Origin of the sequence: Pseudomonas sp. GM78, from assembly GCF_000282475.1 — a bacterium.
GTDB lineage: Bacteria > Pseudomonadota > Gammaproteobacteria > Pseudomonadales > Pseudomonadaceae > Aquipseudomonas.
The window spans coordinates 19,742-40,366 of sequence record NZ_AKJF01000059.1; the positions used below are offsets into that span (position 1 = coordinate 19,742).

Genomic DNA, 20,625 nt, shown 5'->3' on the forward strand with positions numbered 1-20,625 from the left:
ACTATCGGCATTCGCAGGGCGAATACCGACAGTGCGTAAGCGTCAGACCTTTTCGCTTTCGACTTGTACGTAGAGTGCCCGCCCCGCACCGAGCCCGGCGATGATCGCACCCAGGCCGATCACTCCGAAGATCCAGCCCACGGCGCTCCAGCCGCCGGTCCAGTCGTGCACGATGCCGACCGCGAACGGTCCCATGGATGCCAGGGTGTAGCCGAAACCCTGGGCCATGCTCGACAGGTTCGCCGCCACGTGGGAATCACGCGAGCGCAATACGATCAGGGTCAATGCCAGGCTGAAAGTAGCGCCCTGCCCCAGCCCCAATACAATCGCCCACCCCCACAAGCCTTCGATCGGGGCGTACAGGCAACCGAACAAACCACCCAGGGTCAGCACCATGACGATCACGATCGCCAAGCGCTGATCCTTGCCGCGCGTCGCCAGCCATGGCGCGGCGAGGGAGCTGATCAATTGCACGATCACCGAACCCGACAACACCAGGCCGGCCTGGGTTGCGCTCAAGCCACGACCGATCAGGATCGACGGCAACCAGCCGAACACGATGTAGGCCAGGGACGATTGCAGGCCCATGTACAAGGTGACTTGCCAGGCCAGCGGGTCGCGCAGCAACCCCCGCACACGATAGGCAACGTTGTGCGCGCCATGTTTCTGCCCGGTTTGCGGCAACCAGAACATCGCCGCGATCAAGGCTGGAATCACCCAGAACCCGAGGCCGAGGCTCCAGCGGTTGTCGAAGTGTTCGCTCAGCGGCACCGTGGCACCCGCCGCCATGGCCGCGCCCAGGCACAGGGCCATGGTATAGACACCGGTCATGGTCCCGGCCTGTTTGGCGAAGTCGCGCTTGACGATGCCCGGCAGCAACACGCCGATCACGCCAATGCTGGCACCTGCCAGCACACTGCCGGCAAACAGACCGATTTCGCCGAAGGAACTGCGCAGGATGATCCCTCCCGCCAGCGTCAGGAGAATACCCAACACCACGCGCTCTGCCCCGAAGCGGCGCGCCAGCACCGGTGCCAGCGGGGCGAACAGGCCCAGGCACAGCACCGGCAACGTGGTCAGCAAACCGGCCTGTGACGCCGACAATCCCAGGTTTTTCGACACCTCGCTCAGCATCGGCGCCATGCTCGACAGCGCCGGACGCAGGTTCAATGCCACCAGGATCAGGCCCAGCAGCAACAACCACGGTCGCCGCAGGATCGGCTGGGTCTGCTGGACCTGTTCGTCATCGGCCTCGGCGTCGATCAGCAGCTCTTCCAGCTCCGCCGTGCGCTTGGGTGAGGTGACATCGGTGGGCTGGCTGGACATGGTGTTCTCGGTTTCAAGGTTCATTGATCAACTGCCTCGACAGGGCTTTGGCCCGCTCCGGGTCGCGTTGCTCGACGGCATCGAGCAGCTCGACGTGCAGGTCGAAGACCTCCTGGCGCCGGGGGGTGATGTTCAGACAGTGGCGCAATTGCTCACCGACAACACTGGAGAAATAGCGATACAGCTCACTGAGGGTCGAGTTGTGCGCGGCGTCCACAAGGCGGCGGTGGAACACCAGATCACAGGCGATATAAGTGTCGAGATCGCCGTGATAGTGGCTGCCGCTGACGCCCAGCGCCTCACGCAAGGCCACCAGGTCTTCATCGGTACGGCGCATGGCCGCCAGGCCGATGGCCTCGACTTCAAGGATGTGCCGGGTCTCGCGGGCCTGTTCGAGTGAGCAGCGGGACAATGCCTTGAGGGTGTCCAGCGGATCGACCACCGCGCGCAGGTAACTGCCGTCGCCCTGACGGATTTCGATCAACCCGGAAAACGCCAACACGCGCATGGCTTCGCGCACCGTGTTGCGGCTGATGCCCAGTTCTGCGGACAACTCGGGCTCGGTGGGCAAGCGCTGCCCTACCGCCCAGGCGCCTTGGTTAATGCGCAGTCGCAACTGCTCCAGAGCCTGATCGACCAGGGAACGCTTGATTAACGGAGAAGTGTCTGACATGGGATTCGTCCTTTCATCCAATCATAGGATGAATTTTCTGACATCTTAGTCAGCTTCACGCCAAAGGACAACCTCCCCGTAACCTGTAGGAGCGAGCCTGCTCGCGATGGTCGTCAACGATAACGCTGGAGGCCTGACGCCCCGCGGGGTTCTCAGGTTCATCGCGAGCATGCTCCTCCTACACAGTTAATGTTCAGGCGAAAAAAAAGGCCCTTCACGGTTTGCCGTGAAGGGCCTTTTTTGACGCCCGAGTATCAGGCTTCGGTCTTGGCTGCTGCTGCCTTGGCCGCGGCATCCTTGATCAGCGCCTGCAACGAACCATCAGCGGACATTTCAGTCATGATGTCGCTACCGCCAACCAGCTCGCCAGCTACCCACAATTGCGGGAAGGTTGGCCAGTTGGCGTATTTTGGCAGATTGGCGCGGATTTCCGGGTTCTGCAGGATATCCACGTACGCAAATTTTTCGCCACACGCCATCACGGCCTGCGCGGCTTTCGCGGAGAAGCCGCACTGCGGGGCATTCGGCGAGCCTTTCATGTAAAGCAGAATGGTGTTGTTGGCAATCTGCTCTTTAATCGTTTCGATGATATCCATGGAGCACCTCGGCTGAACTTTCCGACTCATGGGTCGGCACGGTGGCGCATTGTAACGGAAAGCCGAGCGCCCTGCTCGGTCTCTCCGTCAGATGCGATCAGGCCGCTTCCACAGTCACCGGTACGCCGTTCAACGCCGCGTTACCCGACAATTCATCGAGCTGACATTCGTCGGTCAGGTCGTTGGCGCTGGCGCCTGGCTGACCACTGGCGATGCTCATGTGCACACCCGGCCGGGCATGGCCCCAACCGTGCGGAAGGCTGACCACACCTTTCATCATATCCGGGCTGGCCAGCACTTCCACTTCGATCACCCCGACCCGCGAACTGACCCGCACTTTTTGCCCGTCGCTTAACTCGCGACTGGCCAGATCATCCGGGTGCATCAACAACTGGTGACGGGGCTTGCCCTTCACCAGACGGTGATAGTTATGCATCCACGAGTTATTACTGCGCACATGGCGCCGGCCGATCATCAACAACTCATCGCTGGCCGGCGCCTGCAACGCCGCGAAGCGCGCCAGGTCGGCGAGGATCGCGGCGGGGGCAGCCTGGACGCGCTGATTGGCGGTTTTCAGACGGGGCGCCAGGTTGGGTTTCAGGGCGCCGAGGTCAACCCCGTGGGGATGATCGAACAGGGTTGCGAGCGATAGCTTATGCGGCGATACGTCGCCGTACAGTCCCATACGTAAACCGCGGTCGATCATCTGCGCCGGGGCGATGGTGGGCTTCAGCTCCTTGCCAGTCTTCGTCGCGAACGCCTTGGCCAACCCGACGAAAATCTCCCAGTCGTGCAAGGCACCTTCTGGCTTGGGCAGGATGGCGCGGTTGAAGCGGCTGACGTTGCGCACCGCAAACATATTGAAGGTGGTGTCGTAATGATCGTTTTCCAGCGCCGAGGTAGACGGCAGGATCAGGTCGGCATAGCGCGTAGTTTCATTGATGTACAGGTCGACACTGACCATGAACTCCAGCCCGTCCAGCGCCTGCTCCAGCTGGCGGCCATTGGGTGTGGACAGCACCGGGTTGCCCGCCACGGTGATCAGTGCACGAACTTGTCCGTCGCCTTCGGTGAGCATCTCTTCGGCCAGCGCCGAGACCGGCAGTTCGCCGCCGTACTCAGGGCGCCCGGACACCCGGCTCTGCCACAAATTGAAATGCCCGCCCGACGTCGAAGCCACCAGGTCAACCGCAGGCTCTGTGCACAAGGCGCCGCCGACGCGGTCGAGGTTGCCGGTGACCAGGTTGATCAACTGCACCAGCCAATGGCACAGCGTGCCGAATGCCTGGGTCGAGACACCCATGCGGCCGTAGCAAACCGCGGTGGGTGCGGCGGCAAAATCCCGTGCCAATTGGCGGATTTGTTCCGCCGGCACCGCACACAATGGGCTCATGACGTCGGCGGTGAAAGCGGCCACGGCTTCGCGCACCTGATCCAGGCCGTCCACTGGCAAATGACTGTCGCGGGTCAGGCCTTCGGCGAACAGGGTATTGAGCAGACCAAACAGCAGCGCCGCATCGCCACCGGGGCGCACGAACAGATGCTGGTCGGCGATCGCCGCCGTTTCGCTGCGACGCGGGTCGACCACCACGACTTTGCCGCCCCGGGCCTGGATCGCCTTCAAGCGTTTTTCCACATCCGGCACGGTCATGATGCTGCCATTGGAGGCCAGCGGATTGCCGCCCAGGATCAACATGAAGTCGGTGTGATCGATGTCCGGTATCGGCAGCAGCAAACCGTGGCCGTACATCAAGTGACTGGTCAGGTGATGGGGCAGCTGGTCGACCGACGTCGCGGAAAACCGGTTGCGGGTTTTCAGCAGGCCGAGAAAATAATTGCTGTGGGTCATCAGCCCATAGTTGTGCACGCTGGGATTGCCTTGATAGACCGCCACCGCGTTTTGCCCGTGGCGCTCCTGAATCGCGGTCAGGCGTTCAGCGACCAGGTTGAAGGCGTCTTCCCACTCGATGGGATGCCATTCGCTGCCCACCCGCCGCATTGGCTGATGCAGGCGATCCGGATCGTTCTGGATGTCTTGCAGGGCAACCGCCTTGGGGCAGATGTGCCCGCGGCTGAAGGTGTCCTGGGAATCACCCTTGATAGAGGTGATCTGCAGATTACCGGCTTCGAGCTCGGTGGTTTCGATGGTCAGGCCACAAATGGCCTCACACAAATGGCACGCACGGTGATGGAGAGTCTTGGTCATGGCCAGTCTCTGTCTTGTTCTGGGCGGACAATAGCGACCGCGGGAACAAAACTATGGCGCCTGCCCTACCACCGCGCCAGCGACGTTCGTCTTGTGAATCGGTGGCCATCAGGCTTGCCGATAACCGCGCACGATCAGCTCGAAGGCAGCCTCGGCGGCGTGTGCAACTGGATTTCCTGGAGGGGTTCGACCGGCCCATGGGTGCCGTTCACACCGGTCAGCTCGCCGATCAGGCGCCAGTGTTCGTCAAGCCCGGCACTGATGGTGACCATGCGGTCGATCATGCGCCGTCCTGCATCCCGCGTAACCTGGTCGTCACTGCGCAGCAGTTCGAAAGACATCGATGTCATGGAGGCGGTCAGGTGAGTCAGGGAGCGGGCCGTGAGGCCAAGCAATTCCATAAGCTGCTGTTCTTTCGATTCCATCGCTGAGCTTCCTGCGTCACTCGTGAATTAGTTATAACCCAGCACTTTGCATTCGCAAGTATTTCAGATCGGCTGCGCCCGGCGCCAAGACCCGGAACGACAGGTCGAAAACCGACTGTCTGCTCGCCATCCCCGCCCCGCTGGATTGCCAAGTTCCACGGCGCCGGTGTACAAATGCCTGGCTGCTGTCAGGAAAAAGGCTTCAAAAAGCGTTATCGCAGTCATCCGATAGCCTCTCTGAAATCCCCTAATAACCGTAGCCCTATTGGTAAGACGCGACATTTAATTATAAGATCGCGCCTTCCCCTATTTCGTCGCCCCGTGCGGCTTACGCCGCAGGTCTCGCCCGTTGTTCCGTTAAACAAGGCTTTGAGCATCTGCGGTTTGTAGCAAAAAGGTAGTCAATGATGAGCGCAAGGCACTTTCTCTCCCTGATGGATTGCACGCCCCAAGAGCTGGTCAGCGTGATCCGTCGAGGCGTTGAGCTCAAAGACCTGCGTAACCGCGGCGTACTGTTCGAGCCTTTGAAAAACCGCGTGCTCGGGATGATTTTCGAAAAATCCTCGACCCGCACCCGAATTTCCTTCGAAGCCGGCATGATCCAGCTCGGTGGCCAGGCGATCTTCCTGTCGCCCCGCGATACCCAGCTGGGCCGTGGCGAGCCGATCGGCGACTGCGCGATCGTCATGTCGAGCATGCTCGACGCCGTGATGATCCGCACCTTTGCCCACAGCAACCTGACCGAATTCGCCGCCAACTCCCGCGTGCCGGTGATCAACGGCTTGTCCGACGACCTGCACCCGTGCCAGTTGCTGGCCGACATGCAGACGTTCCTCGAACACCGTGGCTCCATCCAGGGCAAGACCGTGGCCTGGATCGGCGACGGCAATAACATGTGCAACAGCTATATAGAAGCGGCGATCCAGTTCGACTTCCAGTTGCGCATCGCCTGCCCGGAAGGTTACGAACCCAATCCTGAATTCGTGGCCAAGGCCGGGGATCGGGTGACCATCGTTCGTGATCCGCAGGACGCCGTGCGCGGTGCGCATCTGGTGAGCACTGACGTCTGGACCTCCATGGGCCAGGAAGAAGAAACCGCCAAGCGCCTGCAGCTGTTCGCTCCGTACCAGGTCAACCGCGCCCTGCTCGACCTGGCCGCTCCGGACGTTCTGTTCATGCATTGCCTGCCGGCTCACCGCGGCGAAGAGATCAGCCTCGACCTGCTCGACGACCCGCGCTCGGTGGCCTGGGACCAGGCTGAAAACCGGCTTCACGCACAAAAGGCCCTGCTCGAATTTTTGGTCGAAGCGGCGTATCACCACGCATGAGCCAGCCATTACTGCTTAACCTGCGCAACCTCGCCTGCGGCTATCAAGACCAGCGCGTGGTGCAAAACCTCAACCTGCATCTGAACGCCGGTGACATCGGTTGCCTGCTGGGCTCTTCAGGCTGCGGCAAGACCACCACCCTGCGCGCCATTGCCGGCTTCGAACCGGTGCACGAAGGTGACATCCAGCTGGCTGGCGAGACCATCTCCAGCGCCGGTTTCACCCTCGCGCCGGAGAAACGTCGCATCGGCATGGTGTTCCAGGATTACGCCCTGTTTCCGCACTTGAGCGTGGCCGACAACATCGCCTTCGGCATTCGCAAACATCCGGACAAGGATCGTGTCACCGAAGAGTTGCTCGAACTGGTCAACCTGAAAAACCTCGGCAAGCGTTACCCACACGAGCTTTCCGGCGGCCAGCAGCAACGGGTCGCCCTGGCTCGCGCCCTGGCGCCGGAACCGCAATTGCTGCTGCTGGACGAACCGTTCTCCAACCTCGACGGTGAATTGCGCCGCAAGCTCAGCCACGAGGTGCGCGACATCCTCAAGGCCCGCGGCACCAGTGCGATTCTGGTGACCCACGACCAGGAAGAAGCTTTCGCGGTCAGCGATCACGTCGGCGTGTTCAAGGAAGGCCGGCTTGAGCAATGGGATACGCCCTACAACCTCTATCACGAACCACTGACACCCTATGTGGCCAGCTTCATCGGCCAGGGTTATTTCATTCGCGGCCAGCTGAGCAGCCCGGAGTCGGTGCAGACCGAATTGGGTGAACTGCGCGGCAACCGCGCCTACACCTGGCCGGTCGGCGGTGCGGTGGATGTCTTGCTGCGTCCGGACGATATCGTTTATGCGCCAGACAGTGCATTGAAGGCGCGGATCGTCGGCAAGTCTTTCCAGGGCGCCTCGACGCTTTATCGCCTGCAAATGCTCACTGGCGCGCAACTGGAAGCGATTTTCCCGAGCCATGTCGATCACCTGATCGGCGCGGAAGTCGGCATTCGTGTCGCGGCGGAACACCTGGTGCTGTTCCAGGCATCCGGCAGCATGGCGGCGCAGATTCCGGTGGTTGAATCAGGTGTTCGGCGCTACAGCAGCGCGCACTGATCAACCCCTAGGGACGGCCGATATCGGCGAATGTCGCCTGGGTATGTTCGGCCAGCACGGCGGGGGCCAATTCGACTTCAAGGCCCCGCCGTCCCGCGCTGACAAAAATGCTCGCAAACGGCTGAGCCGAATTGTCGATAAACGTCCGCAAGCGCTTCTTCTGCCCCAGCGGGCTGATACCGCCCAATAGATACCCGGTGGAGCGCTGGGCCGCCGCAGGATCGGCCATTTCGACTTTCTTCACCTTGGCCGCCTGGGCCAAGGCCTTCAGATCCAGGCTGCCGCCAACCGGCACCACCGCCACCAGCAACTCGCCTTTTTCACTGGCCGCCAGCAAGGTCTTGAACACTTGCGCCGGGTCCAGTCCGAGCTTCTCCGCGGCTTCCAGCCCATAGGACGCTGCCTTCGGGTCATGTTCATAACTGTGCACACGGTGTTCGGCCCGAACCTTTTTCAGCAGATCCAATGCGGGTGTCATAACAGCTCCAGACTGGGTGGCAATAGAAAATCCTGCGGCGGATTCTAGGACATTGACCCACAAAAGGCTCTATCGCGGCGCCGATTCAAAAGGCGCCCAGCTCCCGCCTTCACCCCCTGCGACGCGCGATCATTCACGTGACTAATAGTTTATTTGTGACCAACGGTTCACTTTCGACCTTTGACAGCAGCGTTTCTTGTCTATATTTTTTCGTTTCTGAAACTGTATGAAATGTCTTACCGCAGTGCCCTGCTGTAAAACGGGAACAGGATGGGGATCCTGGCTCAATGAGAAACGCGCTTTGACCATGATGGAATGGAAGCGTCACACAAGAAAAACAATGAGGTTTCAATGACAACTGCTTTACAACAACCGTCACTGTCGAGCCAATGCATGGCCGAGTTCCTGGGCACTGCGCTGCTGATCTTCTTCGGTACGGGCTGCGTTGCCGCGCTCAAGGTCGCGGGTGCCAGCTTTGGCCTCTGGGAAATCAGCATTATCTGGGGTGTCGGCGTGAGCATGGCGATCTACTTGACCGCCGGGGTTTCCGGCGCCCACCTGAACCCTGCCGTCAGTATCGCGCTGAGCATTTTTGCCGACTTCGAAAAGCGCAAACTGCCTTTCTATATCTTCGCGCAGGTGGCGGGTGCTTTTTGCGGCGCCTTGTTGGTTTACACGCTTTACAGCAACCTATTCTTCGATTTCGAACAAACTCACCAAATGGTTCGCGGCAGCACAGCCAGCCTTGAACTGGCGTCGGTGTTCTCTACCTTCCCCAACCCAAGCCTGTCCACGGCCCAAGCGTTCCTGGTCGAGGTGATCATCACCGCCATCCTGATGGGCGTCATCATGTCGCTGACCGACGACAACAATGGCCTGCCCAACGGCCCGCTGGCGCCCATCCTGATCGGCCTGCTGATTGCGGTGATTGGCAGTTCGATGGGGCCGCTGACCGGCTTCGCGATGAACCCGGCACGGGACTTCGGCCCCAAACTGATGACTTTCTTCGCTGGCTGGGGTGAAATTTCCTTCACTGGCGGCCGCGATATTCCGTACTTCCTGGTTCCGGTTTTTGCACCGATTGTCGGTGCCTGCCTGGGTGCTGCTGCCTACCGCGGCTTGATTGCCCGTCACCTGCCTGGCGCCGCACCTGCTACAAAGGATGCACTACCTGCCATTGACGGCAAGCCCAGAATTTCTTGATAGCGTTGGTGCGCGACCCTGCCCGTTTGCTCGCGCACCAGGCTTCATCCCTCAACCCCCCACCCCCCCTTTTTCGTCCAAGGCAATCGACATGACCGACACACAGAACAAGAACTACATCATTGCCCTCGATCAGGGTACGACCAGCTCCCGCGCGATCATTTTCGACCGCGACGCCAATGTGGTCTGCACCGCACAGCGCGAGTTCGCGCAGCATTATCCGCAAGCCGGTTGGGTCGAACACGACCCGATGGAAATCTTCGCCACCCAGAGCGCGGTGATGGTCGAGGCCCTGGCGCAAGCCGGCCTGCATCACGACCAGGTCGCGGCCATCGGCATCACCAACCAGCGTGAGACCACCGTGGTCTGGGACAAGAACACCGGTCGCCCGATCTACAACGCGATCGTCTGGCAGTGCCGACGCAGCACCGAGATCTGCCAACAGCTCAAGCGCGATGGCCATGAGCAATACATCAGCGAAACCACAGGGCTGGTCACCGACCCGTACTTCTCCGGCACCAAGCTCAAGTGGATCCTCGACAACGTCGAAGGCAGCCGCGAACGCGCACGCAACGGCGAGCTATTGTTCGGCACCGTCGACAGCTGGCTGATCTGGAAATTTACCGGTGGCAAGGTGCACGTCACCGACTACACCAACGCCTCGCGCACGATGCTCTTCAACATCCACACACTGGAGTGGGACGCGAAGATGCTGGAGCTGCTGGATATCCCGCGGGAAATGCTACCCCAGGTGAAATCCTCCTCGGAAATCTACGGGCACACCAAAAGCGGCATCGCCATCGGCGGTATCGCCGGCGACCAGCAGGCCGCCCTGTTCGGCCAGATGTGCGTCGAAGCCGGCCAAGCGAAAAACACCTACGGCACCGGTTGCTTCCTGCTGATGAACACCGGCGACAAAGCCGTGAAGTCCAACCACGGCATGCTCACGACCATCGCTTGCGGCCCACGTGGTGAAGTGGCCTACGCGCTGGAAGGCGCGGTATTCAACGGTGGCTCCACCGTGCAATGGTTGCGTGACGAACTGAAGATCATCAACGACGCCCACGACACCGAATACTTCGCCAACAAGGTCAAGGACAGCAACGGCGTGTACCTGGTACCGGCCTTCACCGGACTTGGCGCACCGTACTGGGATCCTTACGCCCGTGGCGCGCTGTTCGGCCTGACCCGTGGCGTGCGTGTCGACCACATCATCCGCGCTGCGCTGGAATCGATTGCCTACCAGACCCGCGACGTGCTCGACGCCATGCAGCAGGATGCTGGCGAACGCCTCAAGGCCCTGCGCGTCGACGGCGGTGCAGTCGCAAACAACTTCCTGATGCAGTTCCAGGCCGACATTCTCGGCACCCAGGTCGAGCGTCCGCAGATGCGTGAAACCACGGCATTGGGCGCCGCTTACCTGGCGGGCCTGGCCTGCGGTTTCTGGGGCAGCCTGGACGAGTTGCGCGGCAAGGCGGTGATCGAACGCCAGTTCGAACCGACACTCGATGAAACGGCGAAAGAAAAACTCTACGCCGGCTGGAAAAAAGCGGTCAGCCGTACCCGCGATTGGGCAGCTGAAGACGAGGCCGAATAAACCGGGATACGAGCTCGTATCTGTATGTAACTGGTAGGGAGCAGATTCCTGCGGCATCATGGGCAAATTTTGCACGGCAGCCCAAAGGACGCCCCATGAATCTGCCTCCCCGTCAGCAGCAAATCCTCGAACTGGTCCGTGAACGCGGTTATGTCAGCATCGAGGAAATGGCCACGCTGTTCGTTGTCACTCCGCAGACCATCCGCCGCGATATCAATCAACTGGCGGAAGCCAATCTGTTGCGCCGCTACCACGGCGGCGCGGCTTACGATTCCAGTGTTGAAAACACCGCCTACGCCATGCGCGCCGACCAGATGCGCGATGAGAAACAGCGCATCGGCGAAGCCATTGCCGCGCAGATCCCCGACCACGCCTCGCTGTTCATCAATATCGGTACCACCACCGAGTCGATTGCCCGCGCCCTGCTCAACCACAATCACCTGAAGATCATCACCAACAACCTGCATGTGGCCTCGATGCTCAGCGCCAAGGACGACTTCGACGTCCTGCTGACCGGGGGCAATGTGCGGCGTGACGGTGGCGTGGTCGGCCAGGCCAGCGTCGATTTCATCAACCAGTTCAAGGTCGACTTTGCCCTGGTCGGCATCAGTGGCATCGATGAAGACGGCAGCCTGCTGGATTTCGATTATCAGGAAGTGCGGGTATCCCAGGCGATCATCGCCAACGCCCGCAAGGTGATCCTCGCCGCCGACTCCAGCAAGTTCGGGCGCAACGCCATGATCCGCCTGGGGCCGATCAGCCTGATCGATTGCCTGGTCACCGACCAGCAGCCGGTGCCGGCGCTGACGCAGTTGTTGAATCAGCACAAGATTCGGCTCGAGGTCGTTTAACCCTCATATCTTCGTCGCCTGTACCGACGCCTTCGCGGGCAAGCCCGCTCCCACAGTGATTGATGACCGCCACAAGTTTGGTGGCGGTCGCAAAACCTGTGGGAGCGGGCTTGCCCGCGAAGGCGTCAGCACAGGGAACATCTTCCTTGCGGTCTACCGCGCATTAAATGTTCGAATATTTTCCTTTAACCGCCCTTCGATGAGTTTTTTCAATCGAAGTCGACTGGCTGTGCGCGTCTTTATGGGCTAAGATTTTCGCAAATGAACATTAATGTTCGAATTCAAATACAGAAAATCAAAGAATTCCGAGGCCTTAGCCGATGCCCACTTCTACTTCACCTACGCCACCTCTCGCCGAGGTCTACGATATCGCCGTCATCGGTGGCGGCATCAATGGTGCAGGGATCGCGGCAGATGCCGCCGGTCGCGGCCTCTCGGTGTTCCTTTGCGAAAAGGATGACCTGGCCAGCCACACCTCATCGGCCAGCAGCAAGCTGATCCACGGCGGCCTGCGCTACCTGGAACATTACGAATTCCGCCTGGTACGCGAAGCCCTGGCCGAGCGCGAAGTGCTGCTGGCCAAGGCCCCGCACATCGTCAAGCCCATGCGCTTCGTGCTACCGCATCGCCCGCACCTGCGCCCGGCCTGGATGATTCGCGCCGGCCTGTTCCTTTATGACAACCTGGGCAAACGGGAAAAACTGGCCGGTTCCAAAAGCCTCAAGTTCGGCCCCGACAGCGCGCTGAAAAGCGAAATCACCAAGGGTTTCGAGTATTCCGACTGCTGGGTCGACGATGCGCGCCTGGTGGTATTGAACGCCATGGCGGCCCGGGAAAAAGGCGCCCACGTTCACACCCAGACCCGCTGCGTCAGCGCGCGTCGCACCAAAGGCCTGTGGCACCTGCACCTGGAACGCGCCGATGGCAGCCTGTTTTCGATCCGCGCCAAGGCGCTGGTGAACGCAGCCGGCCCCTGGGTCGCCAAGTTCATTCGTGACGACCTGAAGATGGAGTCGCCCTACGGTATCCGCCTGATCCAGGGCAGCCACCTGATCGTACCCAAGCTGTACGAAGGCGATCACGCGCACATCTTGCAAAACGAAGATCAGCGCATCGTGTTCACCATTCCTTACCTCAATCAATTCACCCTGATCGGCACCACCGACCGTGAGTACACAGGCGACCCGGCAAAAGTGGCGATCACCGAGGTCGAAACCGATTACCTGCTGCAAGTGGTCAACGCCCATTTCAAGAAGCAGATCGGCCGTGACGATATCCTGCACAGCTATTCCGGCGTTCGCCCGCTGTGCAACGACGAATCCGACAACCCGTCGGCCGTCACCCGCGACTACACCCTGGCGCTGTCGGGCAGCGGCGAGGAAGCGCCCCTGTTGTCGGTGTTCGGCGGCAAACTGACCACCTACCGCAAGCTGGCCGAATCGGCACTGGCGCAACTGGCGTCGCACTTCGCGCATATTTTGCCAAGCTGGACTGCCAACGCCACCCTGCCGGGCGGCGAAGACATGAGCACACCACAGGCCTTGAGCTCGCTGATCCGCGACAAGTTCGACTGGATCCCCAGCGAAATCTCGCGCCGCTGGGCCACCACCTACGGCAGTCGCACCTGGCGCATGCTCGAAGGCGTGCAGAATCTCAACGACATGGGCGAACACATCGGCGGCGGCCTCTACACCCGTGAGGTCGATTACCTGTGCAGCGAAGAGTGGGCAACCAGCGCCCACGACATCCTGTGGCGTCGCAGCAAACTCGGCTTGTTCACCACCCCCGAGCAACAGCAACGGCTCGCCGATTACTTGAGCAAGGTCGAGCAGAACCGCAGCAAGATCGAAGCGGCCTGATCTCCACCCAGGTAATGCAATGCCCCTGAATCTTCCGATTCAGGGGCATTTTGCATTCTGCGCCGCCGGCGGCATTCGGTTTTCCGAACGCGACTTGCTGGTCGATTCGGTTAACCGGATTTCTTCTGCCAAAAAAAACCTCAATAAATATTTAATATCCTTATATATCAATAGATTGTGCCATTCAGCCTGGCCTGGCACGAGTCATGCTCTACACTCTTGGACGAATGCCTGTTGCACGACACTTCAGGAGCCGTCAGGGCATTCGAAGCACAAAAGGGCCGACGAACTGGCTCCATAAAAAAAACAATGTCGAGGAAAATTTGATGCGCATCGTTCCCCATATCCTGGGCGCAGCCATTGCTGCCGCTCTGATCAGCACGCCAGTGTTCGCCGCCGAACTCACCGGCACCCTGAAGAAGATCAAAGAGTCCGGTGTCATCACCCTCGGGCATCGTGACGCTTCCATTCCTTTCTCCTACATCGCGGACGCTTCCGGCAAACCGGTCGGCTACTCCCACGACATCCAGCTGAAAGTCGTCGAAGCCCTGAAAAAAGACCTGGACCTGCCGAACCTGCAGGTCAAGTACAACCTGGTCACCTCGCAAACCCGTATCCCGCTGGTGCAGAACGGCACCGTGGACCTGGAGTGCGGCTCCACCACCAACAACGTCGAGCGCCAGCAACAAGTTGACTTCTCCGTTGGCATCTTCGAAATCGGCACGCGCCTGCTGTCCAAGGCAGACTCCAAGTACAAGGATTTCCCGGACCTGGCCGGCAAGAACGTCGTGACCACCGCCGGCACCACCTCCGAGCGCATCCTCAAGGCGATGAACGCCGACAAGCAGATGGGCATGAACGTCATCTCCGCCAAAGACCACGGCGAGTCCTTCCAGATGCTGGAAACCGGCCGCGCCGTAGCCTTCATGATGGACGACGCCCTGCTGGCCGGTGAAGCAGCCAAGGCCAAGAAAGCCAGTGACTGGGCCGTGACCGGTACCCCACAGTCCTACGAAATCTACGGCTGCATGGTGCGCAAAGGCGACGAGCCGTTCAAAAAGGCTGTGGATGACGCCATCAAGGCCACCTACGCATCGGGCGAGATCAACAAGATCTACGAAAAATGGTTCATGCAGCCAATCCCGCCGAAAAACCTGAACCTGAACTTCCCGATGAGCGACGAGCTCAAGGCCCTGATCGCCAATCCGACCGATAAAGCGGCTGACGACAAGAAATCCTGATTTCTGACTAACCTTATCTCCTGAGAGGGCCCATGCCCTCTCGGGAGGTTGTCACTCCCTGCTGGCATTTTTGGAAACACTCGGACCGGTGGCTGTCGAGCCGATCGCGTGTGCCTGAGCATCACGTTCAGGCGGGAACGGAGCTTCCCCCAAGCGGGTACCTGTACATCGATCGATCTGAGGGGAGACCCTAATGAATTACAACTGGGACTGGGGCGTGTTTTTCAAGTCCACTGGCGTGGGCAGCGAGACTTATCTCGACTGGTTCATCTCGGGACTTGGCTGGACCATTGGCATCGCCGTCGTGGCCTGGATCATCGCCCTGATACTGGGCTCGATCCTGGGCGTCATGCGCACCGTGCCGAACCGCATCGTATCGGGCATCGCCACCTGCTACGTCGAACTCTTCCGTAACGTGCCGCTGCTGGTTCAGCTGTTCATCTGGTACTTCCTGGTGCCCGACCTGCTGCCGCCGGATCTGCAAGAGTGGTACAAGCAGGACCTGAACCCCACCACCTCGGCCTTCCTCAGCGTCGTCGTGTGCCTGGGCCTGTTCACCGCCGCGCGTGTTTGCGAACAGGTGCGCACCGGTATCCAGGCGCTGCCAAGAGGCCAGGAATCCGCGGCCCGCGCCATGGGCTTCAAGCTGCCGCAGATCTACTGGAACGTGCTGCTGCCCCAGGCGTACCGGATCATCATTCCGCCGCTCACCTCGGAATTCCTCAACGTCTTCAAGAACTCGTCCGTGGCTTCGCTGATCGGCCTGATGGAGCTGCTCGCGCAGACCAAACAGACCGCTGAGTTCTCCGCCAACCTGTTCGAAGCGTTCACCCTGGCCACGCTGATCTACTTCACCCTGAACATGAGCCTGATGCTGCTGATGCGCATGGTCGAGAAGAAAGTCGCTGTACCGGGCCTGATTTCCGTAGGGGGTAAATGATGGAATTCGACTTCTCGGGCATCATCCCGTCCCTGCCGGGCCTGTGGAACGGCATGATCATGACCCTCAAGCTGATGGCCATGGGCGTGGTCGGCGGGATAATCCTCGGCACCATCCTGGCGCTGTGCCGCCTGTCGCACAACAAACTGCTGTCGAACCTGGCCGGCGCGTACGTCAACTATTTCCGCTCGATCCCGCTGCTGCTGGTGATCACCTGGTTCTACCTGGCGGTACCGTTCGTGCTGCGCTGGATCACCGGCGAAGACACACCGATCGGCGCGTTCACCTCGTGCATCGTGGCGTTCATGATGTTCGAAGCGGCGTACTTCTGTGAAATCGTCCGCGCTGGCGTGCAGTCGATTCCCAAGGGCCAGATGGGTGCCGCGCAAGCGCTGGGCATGAACTATGGCCAGATGATGCGCCTGATCATCCTGCCGCAAGCGTTCCGCAAGATGACCCCGCTGTTGCTGCAACAGAGCATCATCCTGTTCCAGGACACCTCGCTGGTCTACGCCGTCGGCCTGGTGGACTTCCTCAACGCTTCGCGCGCCAGTGGCGACATCATTGGTCGCTCCAATGAGTTCCTGATCTTCGCAGGTCTCGTGTACTTCATCATCAGCTTTGCCGCCTCGCAGCTGGTCAAGCGTCTGCAAAAAAGGTTCGCCGTATGATCTCTATCAAAAACATCAACAAGTGGTATGGGGACTTCCAGGTGCTGACTGATTGCAGCACCGAGGTCAAAAAAGGCGAAGTGATCGTGGTGTGCGGGCCGTCCGGTTCCGGCAAATCGACCCTGATCAAGTGCGTCAACGCCCTGGAACCGTTCCAGAAAGGCGACATCGTGGTCGACGGCACCTCCATTGCCGACCCGAAGACCAACCTGCCGAAGCTGCGCTCGCGCGTGGGCATGGTGTTCCAGCATTTCGAACTGTTCCCGCACCTGACCATCACCGAAAACCTGACCATCGCGCAGATCAAGGTGTTGGGCCGCAGCAAGGAAGAGGCCACCAAGAAAGGCCTGCAATTGCTGGAACGTGTCGGCCTCTCGGCCCACGCCCACAAGCACCCGGGCCAATTGTCCGGTGGCCAGCAGCAACGTGTGGCGATTGCCCGTGCGCTGGCGATGGACCCGATCGTCATGCTGTTCGACGAACCGACCTCGGCGCTGGACCCGGAAATGGTCAACGAAGTGCTGGACGTGATGGTGCAACTCGCCCACGAAGGCATGACCATGATGTGCGTAACCCACGAAATGGGCTTCGCCCGTAAAGTGGCCGACCGGGTGATTTTCATGGACGCGGGCAAGATCATCGAGGACTGCAAGAAAGAGGAGTTCTTCGGCGACATCAGCCACCGTGCCGAGCGTACACAGCACTTCCTCAACAAGATTCTACAGCACTGACAGCTCGAAGCCGCCCCAATCCACTGTGGGAGCGAGCCTGCTCGCGATGAGGCCCTGACAGTCAACAGCGATGTTGAATGTCAGTCCGCTATCGCGAGCAGGCTCGCTCCCACAGGGGCCCGCGGTGACTCACCTGCAAGTGTTGTGGTTGACCCAAGGCATCTGTGATGAAATGCGACCCCACTCTCTATCGCGCCACGTCGCCATCACTCGCCGTGAAACCTCGCCTGATTCGCCATCTGTTCCTGCCGCCGCTGATCATCGCCCTGATGATCGGACTGGGTTACATCGGCTTCTGGACCAGTGAGCACTATGGAATCCGCAGTCTCGGCGAAAACGGCCAGCGCCAGCTGGAACTGCACGCTCGCGCCGTCGAAAGCGAAATCAGCAAATACACCTACCTGCCCAGCCTGCTGGAACTCGAAACCAGTGTTTCGAAACTGCTGGCCGACCCAACGCCGGAACACCGGCAGACCGTCAACGATTACCTCGAAGGCCTGAACCGGCGTAGCCGCAGCCGGGCCATCTACGTGATGGACACCACCGGCCGTGTCATGGCCACCAGCAACTGGCGCGATGTCGACAGTTACCTGGGTGAAGACCTGTCCTTCCGTGCCTATTTCCAGAACGCCGTGCGTGGCCAGCCCGGGCGTTTCTACGGCATCGGCAGTACCAACGGCGAACCCGGTTACTACCTGGCCCACGGCCTGGAAGAACACGGCAAGATCATCGGCGTCGCAGTGGTCAAGGTCCGCCTCGAAGCCATGGAAGAACGCTGGCAGCGCGCGCGTCTGGAAGCCTTCGTCAGTGACGAGAACGGCATCATCATCCTTTCCAGTGACCCCGCGCGACGCCTGAAATCGGTGGTGCCGCTGAGCGAAGAAACCAAGGAAAAGCTCGCCCGCAGTCTCCAGTACTACTGGTTCCCGCTCAACGAACTGCAACCGCTGGCCCGGGAAACCCTGTCCGAAGGCGTGGAAAAACTCACCTTCCCCGCCAATAGCGAACTGGTTTCCGATGACGAAAACATCAGCTACCTGTCGCAAACCCGCCCCTTGAGCGATACCCCGTGGAACTTCACCCTGCTCACGCCACTGCAGGATCTGCGCCGCGAAGCGATCAACCAGGGGATCCTGGTCGCCGTGGCCTTTGCCCTCGTGGCGTTCCTGCTGATCGCCTGGAACGAGCGGCGCAAAGTGATCGCCACCCGCCTCGCTGCCCGCGAAGCCTTGCAGGAAGCCAACAACCAATTGGAGCGTCGGATTACCGAACGCACCACCGACCTGCGCGCCAGCAACGAGCGGCTCAAGGGGCAGATCCGCGAACGCCGGCACGCCGAAGAGACGCTGCGCCGCGCCCAGGATGAACTGGTGCAGGCCGGGAAACTCGCGGCGATTGGCCAGATGTCCACCAGCATCGCCCATGAATTGAACCAGCCATTGGCGGCGCTGCGCACCCTGTCCGGCAACACCGTGCGTTTTCTCGAGCGCGGTCAACTGGACGTGGCCAGCACCAATCTCAAGACCATCAACGAATTGATCGACCGCATGGGCCGGATTACCGCCAGCCTGCGCTCCTTCGCCAGGCGCGGTGACGACAAGGGCCAGGCCTGTCTCGGTAAAGCCGTGGAGGCGGCCTTGCAATTGCTCGGCGCCCGGGTGGAAACCGCGCATCTGCAACTGCACCGCCACTTCAAGGATGTCCAGGTGCAGATAGACCAGACCCGCCTGGAACAGATTCTGGTCAACCTCATCGGCAACGCCCTCGATGCCATGCAGGCGCAGCCGCAGCCGGTGTTGTGGCTCGAAGGCGAAACGGACGATGGCAAGTATCGACTGCGTGTTCGGGACAACGGCCACGGCATCGACGCCGAAGCGCGCAAGCACCTGTTCGAACCGTTTTTCACCACCAAACCCGGCGAACAAGGCCTGGGCCTGGGCCTGACCCTCTCCGCGAGCCTGGCCGCCGCCACTGGCGGTCACCTGGGTGTCGAGCACCCGGCCAGCGGTGGTACCGCTTTCGTCCTCAGTTTACCGTTGGTAAGCCCCATTTCCGCTGAGCCAATATGAACAACGACCTTAGTGTATTGATCGTCGAAGACGACCCCCATGTGCTGCTCGGATGCCAGCAGGCGCTGACCCTGGAGGACATTCCCTGCATCGGTGTCGGCAGTGCCGAGGAAGCCCTGGAACGGGTGGGCGAGAACTTCGCCGGCATCGTCATCAGTGACATTCGCCTGCCGGGCATCGATGGCCTGGAACTGCTGAACCGACTCAAGGCCCGCGATCGCAGCCTGCCGGTGGTGCTGATCACCGGCCACGGCGACATTTCCATGGCCGTCGGCGCCATGCAGAAAGGCGCCTACGACTTCATGGAGAAACCCTTCTCGCCCGAACGCCTGGTGGATGTAGCCCGCCGAGCCCTGGAGCAGCGCAGCCTGGCACGGGAAGTCTCGTCGTTGCGCCGGCAGCTGGCCGAGCGCGACTCCCTCGAAGGCCGGATCATCGGCCGCTCGCCCGCCATGCAGAACCTGCGCGAGCTGATCGCCAATGTTGCCGATACGTCGGCCAACGTGCTGATCGAAGGCGAAACCGGCACCGGCAAGGAACTGGTCGCGCGCTGCCTGCACGACTTCAGTCGTCGGCACACCCGGCAATTCGTCGCGCTCAATTGCGGGGGCCTGCCGGAAAACCTCTTCGAAAGCGAGATCTTCGGCCATGAAGCCAACGCCTTCACCGGCGCGGGTAAACGGCGGATCGGCAAGATCGAGCACGCCGATGGCGGCACGCTGTTCCTCGACGAAGTGGAAAGCATGCCCCTGCCCCTGCAGATCAAACTGCTGCGGGTGTTGCAGGAACGCACCCTCGAACGCCTCGGTTCGAACCAGAGCGTGGCGGTGGACTGCCGGGTGATCGCGGCCACCAAATCCGATCTCGACGAGTCGAGCAAGGCCGGTGAATTTCGCAGCGACCTGTATTACCGCCTCAACGTGGTGACCCTGGAACTGCCGCCCCTGCGCGAGCGCCGCGAAGACATCCTGCAATTGTTCGAGTACTTCTTGCAGCAGTCGTCGTTGCGTTTCGACCGCGCCGCACCGGAACTGGATAACCAGACCCTGTCGAACCTGATGAGCCACGACTGGCCAGGCAACGTGCGCGAACTGCGCAACGTCGCCGAGCGATTTGCCCTGGGCCTGCCGGCGTTCAAGAAAGCGGGTGCTGGCGGCAGCGCCCAAGGCCTGGCCTTCGCTGAAGCGGTGGAGGCTTTCGAGCGCAACCTGCTGAGCGACGCCTTGCAACGCAGCGGCGGCAACCTGACCCAGGCCAGCCAGGAACTGGGCATGGCCAAGACCACACTGTTCGACAAAGTGAAAAAGTATGGGCTAAGCCACTGA

The 20,625-nt window shown here is 60.6% G+C and carries 18 protein-coding genes; 12 read left to right on the top strand and 6 right to left on the bottom strand.

Features of this window, described 5'->3' with window-relative positions; all coding sequences use genetic code 11:
• Positions 1 to 42 precede the first annotated feature (42 nt).
• The 5 genes from PMI35_RS24530 to PMI35_RS24510 all read right to left on the bottom strand — a co-directional run bounded on the left by PMI35_RS24530 (position 43) and on the right by PMI35_RS24510 (position 5,226).
• A complete protein-coding gene (locus PMI35_RS24530; RefSeq protein WP_008056619.1) occupies positions 43 to 1,350 on the bottom strand; it encodes a CynX/NimT family MFS transporter in 1,308 nt (435 codons plus the stop codon).
• The gene (locus tag PMI35_RS24525; protein ID WP_008056620.1) at positions 1,340 to 1,999 is read right to left on the bottom strand and encodes a FadR/GntR family transcriptional regulator; all 660 of its coding nucleotides are present in this window, start codon (positions 1,997 to 1,999) and stop codon (positions 1,340 to 1,342) included. Before PMI35_RS24525 ends, PMI35_RS24530 begins: the two co-directional genes overlap by 11 nt.
• 254 nt (positions 2,000 to 2,253) lie before the next feature.
• Entirely contained in the window at positions 2,254 to 2,595 is a 342-nt protein-coding gene (gene grxD / locus PMI35_RS24520; RefSeq protein WP_007938922.1) for a Grx4 family monothiol glutaredoxin, read from the bottom strand.
• Positions 2,596 to 2,692: 97 nt separating this feature from the next.
• Positions 2,693 to 4,801, bottom strand: coding sequence for a molybdopterin oxidoreductase family protein (locus PMI35_RS24515; protein ID WP_008056621.1), 2,109 nt, complete (start codon positions 4,799 to 4,801; stop codon positions 2,693 to 2,695).
• Between the two features lie 134 nt (positions 4,802 to 4,935).
• A complete protein-coding gene (locus tag PMI35_RS24510) occupies positions 4,936 to 5,226 on the bottom strand; it encodes a hypothetical protein (RefSeq protein WP_008056623.1) in 291 nt (96 codons plus the stop codon).
• A 407-nt stretch (positions 5,227 to 5,633) separates the two neighbouring features.
• Here PMI35_RS24510 and argF point away from each other — a divergent pair, with 407 nt between their 5' ends.
• Positions 5,634 to 6,554: an ornithine carbamoyltransferase gene (gene argF, locus PMI35_RS24505; protein ID WP_032831452.1), complete on the top strand. Its 921-nt coding sequence runs from the start codon at positions 5,634 to 5,636 to the stop codon at positions 6,552 to 6,554.
• Entirely contained in the window at positions 6,551 to 7,660 is a 1,110-nt protein-coding gene (locus PMI35_RS24500) for an ABC transporter ATP-binding protein (RefSeq protein WP_008056626.1), read from the top strand. Before argF ends, PMI35_RS24500 begins: the two co-directional genes overlap by 4 nt.
• Before the next feature lie 7 nt (positions 7,661 to 7,667).
• On the opposite strand, the gene ybaK is transcribed toward PMI35_RS24500, so the two are convergent.
• Positions 7,668 to 8,138 carry a Cys-tRNA(Pro) deacylase gene (ybaK, locus tag PMI35_RS24495; RefSeq protein WP_008056627.1) on the bottom strand — a complete coding sequence of 157 codons (471 nt, stop codon included), beginning with the start codon at positions 8,136 to 8,138 and terminating at the stop codon, positions 7,668 to 7,670.
• A gap of 351 nt (positions 8,139 to 8,489) precedes the next feature.
• Here ybaK and PMI35_RS24490 point away from each other — a divergent pair, with 351 nt between their 5' ends.
• From PMI35_RS24490 to PMI35_RS24445, 10 genes are all read left to right on the top strand, one after another.
• Positions 8,490 to 9,341: an MIP/aquaporin family protein gene (locus PMI35_RS24490; RefSeq protein WP_008056629.1), complete on the top strand. Its 852-nt coding sequence runs from the start codon at positions 8,490 to 8,492 to the stop codon at positions 9,339 to 9,341.
• 91 nt (positions 9,342 to 9,432) lie between these two features.
• Positions 9,433 to 10,938 (top strand): glycerol kinase GlpK, encoded by a 1,506-nt coding sequence (gene glpK, locus PMI35_RS24485; protein ID WP_008056630.1) that lies wholly within the window; start codon positions 9,433 to 9,435, stop codon positions 10,936 to 10,938.
• A 95-nt stretch (positions 10,939 to 11,033) separates the two neighbouring features.
• Complete coding sequence (locus PMI35_RS24480; RefSeq protein WP_008056633.1) at positions 11,034 to 11,789, top strand: DeoR/GlpR family transcriptional regulator; 756 nt, start codon at positions 11,034 to 11,036, stop codon at positions 11,787 to 11,789.
• 320 nt (positions 11,790 to 12,109) lie between these two features.
• On the top strand, positions 12,110 to 13,648 hold the full coding sequence (gene glpD / locus PMI35_RS24475) for a glycerol-3-phosphate dehydrogenase (RefSeq protein ID WP_008056634.1): 1,539 nt from the start codon (positions 12,110 to 12,112) through the stop codon (positions 13,646 to 13,648).
• Positions 13,649 to 13,974: 326 nt separating this feature from the next.
• A complete protein-coding gene (locus PMI35_RS24470) occupies positions 13,975 to 14,889 on the top strand; it encodes a glutamate/aspartate ABC transporter substrate-binding protein (RefSeq protein ID WP_008056636.1) in 915 nt (304 codons plus the stop codon).
• 193 nt (positions 14,890 to 15,082) lie between these two features.
• Positions 15,083 to 15,829 carry an amino acid ABC transporter permease gene (locus PMI35_RS24465; RefSeq protein ID WP_008056637.1) on the top strand — a complete coding sequence of 249 codons (747 nt, stop codon included), beginning with the start codon at positions 15,083 to 15,085 and terminating at the stop codon, positions 15,827 to 15,829.
• Positions 15,829 to 16,500 carry an amino acid ABC transporter permease gene (locus PMI35_RS24460; protein ID WP_032831453.1) on the top strand — a complete coding sequence of 224 codons (672 nt, stop codon included), beginning with the start codon at positions 15,829 to 15,831 and terminating at the stop codon, positions 16,498 to 16,500. The genes PMI35_RS24465 and PMI35_RS24460 overlap by 1 nt, the downstream gene beginning before the upstream one ends.
• Entirely contained in the window at positions 16,497 to 17,231 is a 735-nt protein-coding gene (locus tag PMI35_RS24455; RefSeq protein WP_008056645.1) for an amino acid ABC transporter ATP-binding protein, read from the top strand. The genes PMI35_RS24460 and PMI35_RS24455 overlap by 4 nt, the downstream gene beginning before the upstream one ends.
• Positions 17,232 to 17,398: 167 nt before the next feature.
• Entirely contained in the window at positions 17,399 to 19,300 is a 1,902-nt protein-coding gene (locus PMI35_RS24450; RefSeq protein WP_008056646.1) for a sensor histidine kinase, read from the top strand.
• Positions 19,297 to 20,625 carry a sigma-54-dependent transcriptional regulator gene (locus PMI35_RS24445; RefSeq protein WP_008056647.1) on the top strand — a complete coding sequence of 443 codons (1,329 nt, stop codon included), beginning with the start codon at positions 19,297 to 19,299 and terminating at the stop codon, positions 20,623 to 20,625. The genes PMI35_RS24450 and PMI35_RS24445 overlap by 4 nt, the downstream gene beginning before the upstream one ends.